Below are 13,119 nucleotides of genomic sequence, written 5' to 3' on the forward strand. Positions count from 1 at the left end.
CGACCCGTGAATCTGCAAAGCCATCCCAATGCGTTCTGCGAGCAGCGGCCGGAAACGGACGCCGCCCTCGGCCGGATTCTCCCGTTCGAAGGGGATGAACCCATGGCTCGCATCCGGGGGGCAGGCCGTGCAGCGCGCCGCGATGCGGAGGGCCGGATCGTCGACGGGCTGGAGCAATCATGACGGAACTCAACGCCAACCCGTTCCGAAGCATGTCCACCGTTGGCGTCGTGGCCACCAACAGCGCCGGCTATGTCCGCCAGATGATCGGCAATCTGGAACGGGGCCGGATTTCCGTGCCCCTGACGCGCGCGGACGACGATTATCGGCTTCAACAGACGTTCACCACCGATATCGCCGAACCGGAAAGCGGCGCGGGCTGGATCGATATGCCCTTTCGTTCCCGCGGGGGCGACGAGCCGGCACAGATTTCCTTTACATCCGGAACGCAGGGCACGCCCAAGGCGGTGTTGCTGAGCCACGGAAATCTCCACGACGTCGTGGTCCGCGTGACCGAGGCGATGGCGATCGACGAGGGAATCCGCGAATATATCGGCATTCCCGTCTATCACTCCTTCGGCTACGCCCGCTGCCGCATCGTCCTCAATGCTGGCGGGCGCGCCTTCATCCCCGAACATGGCTTCGATCTTCAGGAGATCCAGCGGATGCTGCGGGCGGGCGAGATCAACGCGATCTCGGCCGTTCCCACCCTGTGGCGCATCTTCCTGGCGGCGCGCGACCGGTTCGGCGCCGAGCTGGAGCGCGTGCGCTGGGTGGAGATCGGCAGCCAATATATGTCGGGGGAAGAAAAGGCCGCCCTTCGCGCGGCTTTGCCCAATGCCCGGATCGTCCAGCATTACGGCCTGACCGAAGCTTCGCGCACGACGCTCCAGAGCATCGACCGCGAGCCTTTGGAGACGCTGGATTCGGTGGGCGAGGCGCGCGGCGGCGTGGAGATCCGCATCAATGCGCGCGGCCGCATCGAGACCAGGGGGCCGCACGTCGCCCTCGGCATATTGGACGGCGGCAAATGGCAAGCGATCGGCCGGGACGAATGGCTGGAAACGTCCGACATGGGCCGGATCGAGGACGGGCGCCTCTATTTTCTGGGCCGCGGCGATGACGTGATCAACATCGCCGGCATCAAGCTTTCGCCCGATCTGCTCGAAAGCGCGGTGCGCCTGTCGCTGGAGGAGCAGCAGCTCGATTCCGGCGATTTCGCGCTGCTGCGGCGGGCCGATCCCCTGCGCGGGGATGGCATTGGCCTGGTCGTGACGCCCGCGACGTCGATGGTGCGCGACCAGCTTGTCGAGGCGATCGCCAGCCACGCCCAGGCGCTGGGCGTCAATGCGCGCGGCGCCATCACGGTTCATGAGGTCGAAAGCCTGCCGCGCACCGACACCGGAAAGATTCAGCGCACGATGCTGGCGACCCTGCTGAACGGCAAGCCCGCCGCCCATCCCGGCAAAGCCCTGCGCGTGGACGAGCGGGCCGAGCCCGAAAGCTTCGCGCGCCTGCTGGAGACGTGCCTGGGCCGGCCTGTCGATCCGGCGCAGAGCTTTGCCGGGATGGGCGGCGATTCTCTCGGCCATTTGCAGGTCGCGCTTGCGCTCGAGCGTGCGCTCGATGGCGCGCCGGCGGGCTGGGAATGGCTGCCGCTGGGCGATCTGATCGCGCAGGTGGATGCGGCCGGCGATTTCGCCACCCTCATGGCCCAGGGGGAAGGGGGGGCGCCGCCGCTGCCCGATGGCAGCCGCAACATGAACCCGCCGGGCATTTCCTTCTGGTCTCTGGTCGCCGAGGATTATCGCGCCAACGGAAGCAAGCTGTCGAGCCAGGGCTTCCTCATGCTGTTCATCCACCGCTTCGGCAACTGGCGCATGGGCGTGCGGCTGAAGCCGCTGCGCATGCCGCTGACGGTGGCCTACCGTTTCCTCAACAAGCTGGCCCAGATCCTGTTCGGGATGAAGCTGGATTACACGGTCAAGGTCGGGCGCCGCGTCAGGCTCGAACATTTCGGGGGAATGATCCTGGGCGCGCGCGCGATCGGGAATGACGTGGTCATCCGGCAGAACACGACATTCGGCATCCGTTCGATGGAGGATCTGAACGCCAAGCCGATCATCGGCGATGGCGTCGACATCGGCGCCGGGGCGGTCATCGTCGGCAACATCACGATCGGCGAACATTCGGTGATCGGCGCCAATTCCGTCATATTCACCAATATTCCGCCTTACTCCATCGCCATGGGCGTCCCGGCGAAGGTGGTCGGCCAAGCCCGGCGGCCGGCCTAACCCTTATATTCGATCAACTGCGAGGCCGCGCCGGACAGGCGGCGGCGGTGATAGAGCAGGACGCCGGACAGTTCGGCGAACTTGCCGGCGACGATCAGCGCCGCCCAGCGCAAGGCGAAGCCCGGTGGGTCCCCGGCCACCCGCGCGCGGCCGGCGAGGCGAAGGATCTGGAGCGGATAGGCCAGGGCGAGCACCGCCGCGACCGCGAAGCCGGTTGGGGTGCCGAAGATTCCCGCCAGCAGCGCGAGCAGGATCGCCGCTGGCAGCAGCCCGGCCCAGGCGAGGATGCTGCGCACCTGCCGTGCCCATAGCGGATCGGGCGCCCCCCGCCCGCGCCACGCCAGCTCCGCATAGGCATGGCCGCTGCGGCTGGCCCGTCGCCAATATTGCCCGAAGCGGTGCATGGCGGCGTCGTGCAGGGTCATTTCCGCGTCGATGCGGCGGATGCGGTGGCCGGCGGCGCGCAGGCGGGCGCAGAGGTCCGGCTCCTCGCCCGCGATCAGGGTGGGATCATAGCCGCCAGCCGCGATCAGCGGGGGGGCGCGGAACAAGGCATCGCCGCCACAGGCCAGCGCTTCGCCCACCGGCACATTCCATTCACGGTCGCACATGCGGTTGTAGATGCTGGCTTCGGGAAAGCGCTCCCGCCGCCGGCCGAAGACCACGGCAAGGCCCGGCTCCGCATCCATCGCCGCCAGCGCGGCGGGCAGCCAGCCGGGATCGAGCGTGCAATCCCCATCGATCATCTGGACATAGTCCGGCGCTTGGCCGCCTGCCGTTTCGACCAGCGCCTCCAGCCCGGCATTGCGGGCGCGGGCGGCGGTGAAGGGGGTGCCCATGTCCAGCTCCACCACCCGCACGCCCATCGACCGGGCAAAGGCGACGCTGCCGTCGCTGGAGCCGGAATCGACATAGACGGCCGGTGCGCCGGGCGGCAGCGAGCGGAGGCAGGCCTTCAACCTTTCCCCTTCGTTGCGGCCGATGGCGACGATGCCGACGCGGCCGTCCACCGTCATCGCGCGGTTTCCATCCAGGCGGGCGGCTGATCGGGCGGGTCGTTCCAGCGGGCGACGGTGGGCCGGCGATCGCCGGGGCGCGGGGCCAGGCTGAGACGGAGATGATCGGTGGCCTCCGGCGCCGCGGCGGGCTGGCCGCGGGTCAGCCGCAATGCCTCGCGCAGCTTCCATAATGCCCGGCCCGCCATCCAGGCGAGCGTGGCCGCGACCAAAGTGGCGGTGCCTCCGGTCCGCACGAAATAGCGCCGCCGCGAATTGAACCAGTAAGCCGGTCGGCGCGCGACATTGGCCACGTTCACGCCGGTGGCGGCCCCGCCGACATGGAAGACGCGGCTTTGCGGTTCATGCGCGACGCCCCAGCCGGCGGCGCGCAGGCGGCGCATCAGCTCGACCTCCTCGAAATAGAGGAAGAAGCCGTCGTCGAACAGGCCGACCTCGCGCAGCGCTTCGGCGCGCAGCATCACGCTGGCGCCCGTCACCCAATCGGGATCGCCGGCATCCTCCACCAATGTCGGCCGGATGCCGAAGGCGCGGCCTAGCGCGGGAGTGGCGCTGCCGCGCAGGAATTCGCGGCCGATCGAGGGGAAGCGGAAGGCGCTGCCCACCGTGGCGCCGTCCGGCCGGAAAAGCTGGCTGCCGACCGCCGCGTGGCGGGGATGGGCGGCAAGCCATTGCGCGAGCAGGGCGACGGCGCCGGGGGCGATCTCCGTATCGGGGTTGAGCAGGTGGATATAATCCGGCGGATCGTCCTGCTGGAGCAGGCGGAGCATCGCCTGGTTGTTGGCCCAGCCGAAGCCGCCGTTGATCGGCAGCGGCAGCAGCCTGGCCCAGCCCTGAAAACGGGGATCGGCAAGCCCGGCCGCCAGCTTTTCCGCCGATCCGTCCCCCGATCCGCCATCGGCCACCACCACTTCCAGGCCCGGCAGCGCCACGCGCTCCGCGGCCAGCGTCTCCACGCAGCGCAGCGCGAGATCGGGGGTGCGGTAATTGACGATGACGATGGCGACATGCGGGGCGACACGGGCGGCGGCGTGCGGCGGACGTTCAGCTTCTGACATATTTCCCCAACCCGAGAATCGGCGAGAGTTTCCGCCGCCCGGCAAATTCATACAAGCCCAAGGGGCCGAGCAGGCCGACAATCGTGCCGATCGCCAGCAGCCATGCCGGATCGAGGGCGAGGCCCATCTTCTGCACCGCCATCCTGAACCCCGCCGTGAAGAAGGTATGGGCGACATATATCGCCATCGATGCCTGGCCCAGGCGGACCAGCCAGGGCATCCGGCCGCGCAGGATGATGGCGAGCGTGGTCGTCATCGCGATCCCGGCGCCCGCGCCAATATAGAAGAGGATGGTGTGATCGGTGCCGCCGAGCGCCACGACCGTCTGCAGCAGGCGCGTGGCGGCGAAGATCAATGCGCCGCCCAGAAGAATGGTCGCAAGCGTGGGCGTGTCGAGATATTCGCCCCGCATCGCCGGCCACCGGCCCACCGCGATGCCCATGAGGAAGAAGGGGAAGAGCTGGGCGGTCTGCAGGATCATGTTGCCCGAGCCGAAATATGCGTGCGCGGCGATGCCCATGCCGGCGATCACCGTCAGCAGGCGGAACCGGCCCCAGCCCGCCGCCACGACCAGGCAGCAGAGGAACAGGGCATAGAGGAACCAGAATTGCGCCACGGGCCGCACGCCGATGCCGGCAAGATCGTGGAGATCGAGCGGCCTGTTGGCGCTGCCCGTGGCCATCACGGTGAGGACGTGCAGCGTCGACCAGAGCAGATAGGGCCAGGCGATGGCCTTCAGCTTTTCCGTCAGGAAAGCCGGGCGGCCCGCCGCCAGCGCCTGTTCGACATGCAGGCCGGCCAGGAGGAAGAATAAGGGCATGTGAAAGGCATAGATGGCGCCATCGAAATCCCGCACCGCCGGATCAAGCGGCATCATGCCCGCTTCCACGAAGCCGCGTTCGGCATGCGCGAGCACCACGAGGAAGATGCCGATGCCCCTTGTGGCATCGATCCAGGATATACGCCGGCCGCGTTCCACCTCCGCCGGCAGCGCGATCGCCGCGCTGGCCAGCGCCTGTCCCTCTCCCATAACGGCTCCCCCCGTTTGAGATCGAATGGTCCGTTATGGATAGATGTAAAATCGTTACGGAGGAAAGCGATTCGATTCGGATCCGGATCAATCCCGCACGCGCGCGGCACGGCCCTGGATCGCGCGCCACCAGCCTTCATTGGCGAGATACCATTGCAGCGTCGCCTGGAAATGCTCCGCAAAGCCGTGGGCGGCGGCATAGCCCAGCTCGCGCCGGGCCTTGCCCTCGTCGATGGCGTAGCGGCGGTCATGGCCGGGCCGGTCGGTGACGTGGGTCTTGAGCGTGGCGGTCGGCCGGTCCTTCGCGGGCGGCGCATCAGGGAAGCGGCGGGCGAGATCGGGATCGGCGGCGAAGGCGGCGTCCACCGCCGCGCACAGCGTATCGATCACCTGCAGGTTCGCCAGTTCCTGCCCGCCGCCGATGCAATAGGTTTCGCCCGCGCGCCCGCGTTCCAGCGCAAGCTCGATCCCGCGCACATGATCGCCGACATAAAGCCAGTCGCGCACCTGCATGCCATCGCCGTAGATCGGCAGGTTGCGGCCGCTGAGCGCATTCAGGATGAACAGCGGGATCAGCTTTTCGGGAAACTGGTAGGGGCCGTAATTGTTCGAGCAGTTGGTGGTGACGACATCCAGCCCGAAGCTGTGATGATAAGCGCGGACGAGGTGGTCCGACGCCGCCTTGCTGGCGGAATAGGGCGAATTGGGCGCATAGGCCGTGGTTTCACGGAAGGGCGGGTCCTGCGGCCCCAGCGTGCCGAACACCTCGTCGGTGGAGATATGGTGGAAGCGGTGGGGGGTGCCGCTGCCCTTGTCCAGCCAGGCCGCGCGGGCGGCCTCCAGCAGCACCAGCGTGCCGCGGACATTGGTATCGACGAAGGCGGCCGGCCCCGAAAGCGATCGATCGACATGGCTTTCGGCCGCGAAATGGACGATGCGATCGATCGCATGATCGGCCATCAGCCGGTTCACCAGCGCCTCGTCGCGAATATCGCCTTCGACGAAGACGATATCCTCCACGCCGTCCAGGCTGGGGCGGTTGCCGGCATAAGTGAGCGCGTCGAGCACGACGACGCCGTCATCCGGCCGGCTGGCGCGCCAGTGGCGGACGAAGTTCGCGCCGATGAAACCGGCGCCGCCGGTGATGAGCAGGTTGGCCATTTCAGTTCCTTCGGGCGGCGATCGCGGCGCGCAGCTCCTCGCGCCAATGGCGCGCGATGCCGGTGATGCCCCAGGCCGCGCTCTTGTCGAGCAGCGAGAAAGCGGGGCGGGCCGCGGGGGTGGGATAATCGACGGTGGCGATGGGCCGGACGGCGGCGGCGCGGACGGGGAGGCCGGCGGCGATCGCCTCTTCCCGGATGGCGACGGCGAAATCATACCAGCTCGCGACGCCGGCGTCCGTCCAGTGGAGGACGCCGCGCGCGTCCACCATGGCGAGCGCCCACAGGGCATGCGCCAGCGAGGCGGCGTGGGTGGGGGTGCCGACCTGGTCGGCAACGACGGCAAGCTCGTCCCGCTCGGCCATCAGCCGCAGCATGGTTTCCAGGAAGTTGCGGCCATGCGCGGCATAGACCCAGGCGGTGCGGACCACCAGCACATCGGCATGTTCGGCCAGCGCCGCCGCCTCGCCGGCCAGCTTGGTGGCGCCATATACGGAAAGCGGCGCGGTGGAATCCGCCGGGCGATAGGGGCGGGAGGCGGTGCCGTCGAACACGAAATCGGTGGAGACATGGACCAGCCGGGCGCCGACCGAACCCGCCGCGCGGGCGAGATAGCCGGGGCCATCGGCGTTGATGCGGCGGACGGCATCCCGTTCCGTTTCCGCCTTGTCCACGGCGGTATAGGCGGCGGCGTTGACGATCAGCGCCGGGCGGAGGCGATGCACGGCATCCTCGACGGCGGCTTCATCGCCGATATCGAGCGCCGCCCGATCCAGCCCGATCGCCTCCACGCGGGGCGGGGCGGACGCCAGCAGCGCGCGGCCGAGCTGGCCGGCGGCGCCTGTGACCAGCACCCTCATGCGTAGGTGGGGGCGTCCGCCAGCGGCAGGCCGGCGGCATCCTTGGCGGAAAGGGCGGGTTCCATCTCCAGCGGCCAGGCGATGCCGATCGCCGGATCGTTCCACAGCAGGCTATGCTCGTCGGCCGGATCGTAGAAGGTCGTGACCTTATACTGGAACTCCGTCCTGTCCTCGAGCGCCAGGAAGCCGTGGGCGAAGCCGGGCGGTATCCAGAACAAGCGGGGCTCATCCTCCGACAGCGGCACCGCCTGCCAGCGGCCGAAGGTGGGGGAGGATCGGCGCAGATCGACCACCACGTCATAAGCCCGGCCGCGCGTGACGCGGACCAGCTTGCCCTGCGGATTCTTGAACTGATAATGCAGGCCGCGCAGCACGCCCGCGGCCGAGCGGCTGTGATTGTCCTGCACGAAGCTTTCGCTGAAGCCGGCATCGGCGAACCGGCGCTGGTTCCAGCTTTCCAGGAAGAAACCGCGATCGTCGCCGAAGCGATCGAGATCGAACAGCTTGAGCCCCGGCAGATCGAGATCGGTGACGATCATCAGGCACCTTCCTCCAGCAGGCGGAGCAGGTAGCGGCCGTAGCCGCTCTTTTCGAGGGGGCGGGCGATGGCGCGGAGGGCATCGTCGTCGATGAAGCCCTGGCGCCAGGCGATTTCCTCGGGACAGCTGATCTTGAGGCCCTGCCGTTCCTCGACGATCCGCACATAGTTGGCGGCGTCGAGCAGCGCGCCGTGGGTGCCGGTATCGAGCCAGGCGAAGCCACGGCCCAATTGGGTGACGTGGAGCTTGCCGGCTTCAAGATAGAGGCGGTTGAGATCGGTGATCTCCAGCTCGCCACGGGCGGAGGGGCGGAGCGTCGCGGCCAGCGCGGGCGCATCGGCATCGTAGAAATAAAGGCCCGTGACCGCCTGGTTGGACCTGGGCTGGACCGGCTTTTCTTCGATCGTTTCCGCCCGGCCCGTGGCATCGAAGGAAACCACGCCATAGGCCGTGGGATCGCTGACGCTGGTGGAAAAGACGGTGGCGCCTTCCGTTCGCGCATCCGCCGCGCGGAGCAGTTCGGGAAAGCCATGGCCGTAGAACAGGTTATCGCCCAGCACGAGGGCCGACGGCGCATCCCCCACGAAATCCGCGCCGATATGATAGGCCTGGGCCAGCCCTTCCGGCTTCGGCTGGACGGCATATCGGATGGCGAGGCCCCATTGGCCGCCATCGCCCAGCAGGTTGCGGAAGCCCGCCGCCTGATCGGGCGCCGTGATGACCAATATCTCGCGGATGCCGGCGAGCATCAGCACCGTCAGCGGATAATAGATCATCGGCTTGTCATAGACGGGCATCAGCTGCTTGCTGACCGAATGGGTCAGCGGGTGCAGCCTGGTGCCCGATCCTCCTGCGAGGATGATGCCGCGCCGGCCGGTTTCCGCCATGATGTTCCTAGCTGTAATATTCGGCGTACTTCTGGCTCTGGCCGTAGCCATAGCCATAATCGTCGCCCATCAGGCCCCCCTGGTAGCGATTGAGCACCGTGCCCAGGCACGGCGCGGGCGAAAGCAGGGCGAAGGTGTCGCGCACCTGCTTGCGGGTCGTCACCCCTTCCTCGACCACGAGGATGTAGGCATCGATCTTCTGCGCGATGATGACCGCATCGTCATTGGCGAACACGGGCGGCAGATCGCACAGGCACATGCTGTTGTCCGGCAGGCGGCGCATGTCCTCGATCAGCCGGTCCATCGGCGCGCCGGCAAGAAGCTCCGCCGAATGATGCTGGTTTTCGAAGCTGGGGAACAGGCTGAGCCGTTCGCCCGCGACATCGCGCGCGACCGAGGTGAGATCCGGGATGCGGCCGTCGAGATAGTCGGTCACGCCCACTTCGCCTTCCAGCCCGAAATATTCGGCCAGCGAGGAACGACGAAGGTCGAAATCGAACAGATAGGTATGCATCTCCGGCGTGCGGGCCATCGCGGCCGCCAGATTGCAGGCGATGAACGATTTGCCCACGCGCGGGGTGGCCGATGTGATGCCGATCACCCGCCAGTTGCGGCTGCGCGCCAGCTTCAGCACCTGCGAACGCAGCAGGTTGAACGGGCGGGAGCGCTGATCCCGGCTGTTGAAGCCGTAGATATGCTTGTCCAGCAGCCCTTCGATCGGCGTTTCCACCGTCGCCGTGCCCGGCGGCGGGATCACCGACGGAAGCAGCTGGCTGGCCTGGCCTTCGATGCTTTCAACACTCAAGACTGCACTTCCTTCGATTGAGCATCCGCATCCGAAAGGGCGGCATCATGCCGTCTTGGCCGGCTTCTTGCGACGCCAGAACAGATAGCGATGCCATCTGGGCTCGCTGTCGCGGAAGGTGGGCACGACGACAAGCGGCGCCACGCCCAGCAGGTTCTGGAGCGCGGCGACGCCACGGATCGGCCTCAGCAGCAATTCCCACAGCATCGCCAGCACCAGCCCCAGCGCGGCGCCCCCGGCGATTCCGCCGAGGATCAGCATCGGCCGGTTGGGGGAGCTGGGCTTGTCTGGCACCACGGGCGGATCGATCACCGTCAGCCGCTCGCCGCGCTGCTCGCTTTCCATCTTGGCCGATGCCTGGGCGGCCATGAGGTTGGCCGAGACGCGATCATAATTGGCGCGCAGGCCATCGGCCCGGGCCTGGAGCTGGGCGATCTGCTCCATCACCAGCGGGGCCGCCGACTGGGCGGCGATCGCGGCGCTGGAACGGGACTGCTCGGCCCCGCGCGCGGCCTGGAGCTGCGCGATGGTGGCGTTGTTGGCGGCGATCTGCGCGCCGACCGAGGAGCCGCGCATGTTCGTCGCCACCCTCGCGGTCGCCGCCTGGCGCGCTTCGCGCAGGCGTTGCTCGGCAAGCTTCACGTCGGGATGGTTATCCGAATAGACCGCTTTGGCGTTATCCAGCTGCTGGGTGGCGGCGACCACCGCCGGATCAAAATCGACCGAAGCCTGCGTGCGCGCCTGCGCCTGCAACTGGGCGTTCTCGCGCTGGAGCTGGGCGATCTGCGTATCGTAGGACCCGCTGCTCATCACCGGCCCGCCGGCGTTGGAGAGCGCCATGCCGTTGCGGGCCTTGATCTCCTCGATCTGCTTTTCGAGGCCCTGGAGCTGCCCCTGGATGCTGGCCGCCTGATCCTGAAGGAAGGTGACGGTGCCGGCGGCAGCCGCGGCGGAGCCCGCGGAATCGAGCTTCAGCAGCCGTTCGACGAAATCCTGCGCGACCAGCTGGGCGCGCACCGGATCGGAATAGTTGAACGCCAGCGAGAAGGCGATCGTCGACGAGCCCCGGTTGGAGGAACGCTCGATATCCGCGTTCACCGGGGCGATGAACGTCGATGCCCGCATCTTGTCGATGATTTCCGACAAGGGCTGCGAACGCCGTTCGGCGGGGTAGAGATTGTTGTTCTGGATAAGCTCGATCAGGTCGGGCCGGCTGAGGATCTGCTGGCGGATCTTGGCGATGCGCTGATCGATCAGGCTGGTGAGCGGCGATCCCACCAGATTCTGCGGCAGTTCCTGCGATTCGACCAGCAGCATCGCGCTGGAGCGATAGGTGGCCGGCATGAAGATGGCGGCGGCAAGGCCCGCGACCGTGCCCGCCAGCAGCGGCGCCAGCACGAACCAGCGGCGCTGCCAGAGAATGGTGGGCAGATGGCCGAGGAGGTTTTCCGAAACCTCTTCCGCGTCCTGCCCCGGCAGATTGGCGTTCATCGACGATCACCCAACGTATAAGCCAGCCCCAGCCTGCCCGAAATATCCGCGGGAGGCGAGACCGTTGAACGATATATGTCGCGATAGCCCACATAGGCCGTGACCCGGAGGCGTTCGTTGAGGCTGCGCGAATATAAGGTCGATACCGTCAGATAATCGCGCGATCCCGAGGTGGGCAGCGCCGCGTTGCCGTTGCGCGAATAGGATATCCGGCTGGACAGCGAGCTGCGTTCGCTGAGCTTGTAGCTGTGGGTCAGATGGCCCTCGGTCTCGTTGCGCACCCCGCCGAAGCCCGTGGCCGTGGTGCTGCGCGAGCCGCCGATGCAGAGATTGCCCCTCGATCCTTCGCGGCAGACCTCGATATTGCCGGTGAAGGCGGTGCTGTTGTCGTTCCCGGTCAGCAGCTTGCGCTGCGTGAAGGAGACGCCGGCCCCGGCGGCCAGCGTCCAGCCGCCGCCGAAGCGCCGCGAATAAGTGAGCTGCGGGCTGATGATCCGCGAATCCCGGCCGGCGGCTTCATAATCCACCTCGGTATAGGTGACCGACGCGCCCAGCGACGAGGTTTCCGAGATGGCGTGGCTGTAGCCCAGCGTGCCGCCATAGGAGACATAATCCTGCCCGACCTCGATCGGCAGGCGGCTATTGTCCGGATAGTCGCTCTTGGTGGCGCGGAAATCGGCGGACCAGCTGTCGCGGGCGTTGGGCCGGTAGGTGAGGCCGGCCGATCCGTTGAGCATGTGGCGGCGCTGGCGTGCGCCGATCAGGCCGATATCGGGATTTTCGGGCAGTTCCGGATCGACGAGGTCGCCATCCGGATCGTCCGCGCCGACGATCGAGCTGTCGAAGGAGAGCAGGGCGCGCGCATCGATCTTCTCGCTCAGCTGGCGGGTGGCCCGGACCGAGCCGCCATAGGCGTTGGAATCGTTGTAGCGGCGGAAATATTCGGTGCGGCGGTAATAGGTCGTGATGTCGGTGCGCCCCCGCGCGCCGGTGATCGCCAGGCTGGGGCGGATCGCGCCTTCCACGAAGCCGCTATCCTTATCCCCGACATCGTTGAGGAAAGGATTGCTGGCATAGCCGGCGGAGGCCGAGACATCGACCTTACCGGTGATTTCCGCGCGCGCGGCCGCAAGCGGCACGGTTACCGCCAGGCCGGCGGCGGCGATGTGGATGGCGGCTGGACGACGGCGACGCGAACCCTTCAGGCTCATGGGACGATCACCGTATCGCCGCTCTGAAGCTGGGGCAGGCCATCGGCGGCCAGATCGGCGCTGCTGGGCGATCCGCGCAGCGCGCCCGACAGGCGCACCTTCATCGGCACGAGATGGTCGCCCTGCTTGCGCAGGATGGTGACGTTGGAGACATCGGCGAACTCGGTCGGCCCGCCGGCAATGCCGATCGCCTCGAGCACGTTGATATATTTGCCCGGCGTGAAGCTGCCCGGCGACCGGACCTTGCCGATCACCGACACCTGCATGCCGGAGGGCGAGCGCACGGAGACCGTGACCTGCGGCACCTGGCCGCGATACTGCGCCTCCAGCCCCTTGGAGATCACCTGTTCCAGATCGGTCGGCAACTTGTTGAGCGCGTCGATTCGGCCGACGAGCGGGAAGCTGAACGTGCCGTCCGGCAGCACGCGGATGGTGCGCTGCAATCGCTCCTCGCCCCAGACATAGACTTCAAGCTCGTCGCCCGGATTGATGCGATAGGCCTTGAGCTGCTGGGCGGGCGGGGCGGCCGCCGGCTTGTCCTGGGCGACGGCGGGCGCGGCCACCGGAACGACAAGAAGGGCGGCGGCCAATATGTTTTCGCGCAATTTCATGGTCTCGATGTCCCATCCCCGCTGGACTTCGTGAAGCAAGCCCATATCGCATGACGGTTTCGCACCGCCACATAAAAAAGAAAAGGCCGGCACGTTCGCGAGCCCCCAAGACGCGACGAGCCGGATCGATCCGCTTTGTTATCCCGGCCGAAGGTTC

At 67.3% G+C, this 13,119-nt stretch carries 13 protein-coding genes; 2 read left to right on the plus strand and 11 right to left on the minus strand.

The window, feature by feature from the left end; translation table 11 throughout:
* Nucleotides 1–6: 6 nt before the first annotated feature.
* Nucleotides 7–183 (plus strand): hypothetical protein, encoded by a 177-nt coding sequence (locus CV103_RS22305; protein ID WP_170112541.1) that lies wholly within the window; start codon nucleotides 7–9, stop codon nucleotides 181–183.
* Nucleotides 180–2,294, plus strand: a complete 2,115-nt coding sequence (locus tag CV103_RS03610) for an AMP-binding protein (protein ID WP_107394002.1) — start codon at nucleotides 180–182, stop codon at nucleotides 2,292–2,294. Before CV103_RS22305 ends, CV103_RS03610 begins: the two co-directional genes overlap by 4 nt.
* Here CV103_RS03610 and CV103_RS03615 read toward each other — a convergent pair.
* The 11 genes from CV103_RS03615 to CV103_RS03665 form a co-directional block, all read right to left on the minus strand.
* Nucleotides 2,291–3,310, minus strand: a complete 1,020-nt coding sequence (locus CV103_RS03615; RefSeq protein ID WP_107394003.1) for a glycosyltransferase family 2 protein — start codon at nucleotides 3,308–3,310, stop codon at nucleotides 2,291–2,293. The two genes, CV103_RS03610 and CV103_RS03615, sit on opposite strands and share 4 nt — an antisense overlap.
* Complete coding sequence (locus tag CV103_RS03620; protein WP_107394004.1) at nucleotides 3,307–4,368, minus strand: glycosyltransferase family 2 protein; 1,062 nt, start codon at nucleotides 4,366–4,368, stop codon at nucleotides 3,307–3,309. The genes CV103_RS03615 and CV103_RS03620 overlap by 4 nt, the downstream gene beginning before the upstream one ends.
* A complete protein-coding gene (locus tag CV103_RS03625; protein ID WP_107394005.1) occupies nucleotides 4,355–5,398 on the minus strand; it encodes an acyltransferase family protein in 1,044 nt (347 codons plus the stop codon). The genes CV103_RS03620 and CV103_RS03625 overlap by 14 nt, the downstream gene beginning before the upstream one ends.
* Nucleotides 5,399–5,485: 87 nt before the next feature.
* Nucleotides 5,486–6,559, minus strand: a complete 1,074-nt coding sequence (gene rfbB, locus CV103_RS03630; RefSeq protein ID WP_107394006.1) for a dTDP-glucose 4,6-dehydratase — start codon at nucleotides 6,557–6,559, stop codon at nucleotides 5,486–5,488.
* 1 nt (nucleotide 6,560) lies between these two features.
* Complete coding sequence (gene rfbD, locus CV103_RS03635) at nucleotides 6,561–7,418, minus strand: dTDP-4-dehydrorhamnose reductase (protein ID WP_107394007.1); 858 nt, start codon at nucleotides 7,416–7,418, stop codon at nucleotides 6,561–6,563.
* A complete protein-coding gene (rfbC, locus tag CV103_RS03640) occupies nucleotides 7,415–7,957 on the minus strand; it encodes a dTDP-4-dehydrorhamnose 3,5-epimerase (protein ID WP_107394008.1) in 543 nt (180 codons plus the stop codon). Before rfbC ends, rfbD begins: the two co-directional genes overlap by 4 nt.
* Nucleotides 7,957–8,844 carry a glucose-1-phosphate thymidylyltransferase RfbA gene (gene rfbA / locus CV103_RS03645; protein ID WP_015457414.1) on the minus strand — a complete coding sequence of 296 codons (888 nt, stop codon included), beginning with the start codon at nucleotides 8,842–8,844 and terminating at the stop codon, nucleotides 7,957–7,959. Before rfbA ends, rfbC begins: the two co-directional genes overlap by 1 nt.
* A 7-nt stretch (nucleotides 8,845–8,851) precedes the next feature.
* Nucleotides 8,852–9,649 carry a CpsD/CapB family tyrosine-protein kinase gene (locus CV103_RS03650; protein WP_015457413.1) on the minus strand — a complete coding sequence of 266 codons (798 nt, stop codon included), beginning with the start codon at nucleotides 9,647–9,649 and terminating at the stop codon, nucleotides 8,852–8,854.
* Between the two features lie 45 nt (nucleotides 9,650–9,694).
* On the minus strand, nucleotides 9,695–11,140 hold the full coding sequence (locus CV103_RS03655; RefSeq protein ID WP_015457412.1) for a GumC family protein: 1,446 nt from the start codon (nucleotides 11,138–11,140) through the stop codon (nucleotides 9,695–9,697).
* On the minus strand, nucleotides 11,137–12,351 hold the full coding sequence (locus CV103_RS03660) for a hypothetical protein (RefSeq protein WP_107394009.1): 1,215 nt from the start codon (nucleotides 12,349–12,351) through the stop codon (nucleotides 11,137–11,139). Before CV103_RS03660 ends, CV103_RS03655 begins: the two co-directional genes overlap by 4 nt.
* Entirely contained in the window at nucleotides 12,348–12,962 is a 615-nt protein-coding gene (locus tag CV103_RS03665) for a polysaccharide biosynthesis/export family protein (protein WP_051128791.1), read from the minus strand. The genes CV103_RS03660 and CV103_RS03665 overlap by 4 nt, the downstream gene beginning before the upstream one ends.
* Nucleotides 12,963–13,119: the final 157 nt, after the last annotated feature.

This window comes from Edaphosphingomonas fennica (assembly GCF_003034225.1).
GTDB lineage: Bacteria > Pseudomonadota > Alphaproteobacteria > Sphingomonadales > Sphingomonadaceae > Sphingomonas_E > Sphingomonas_E fennica.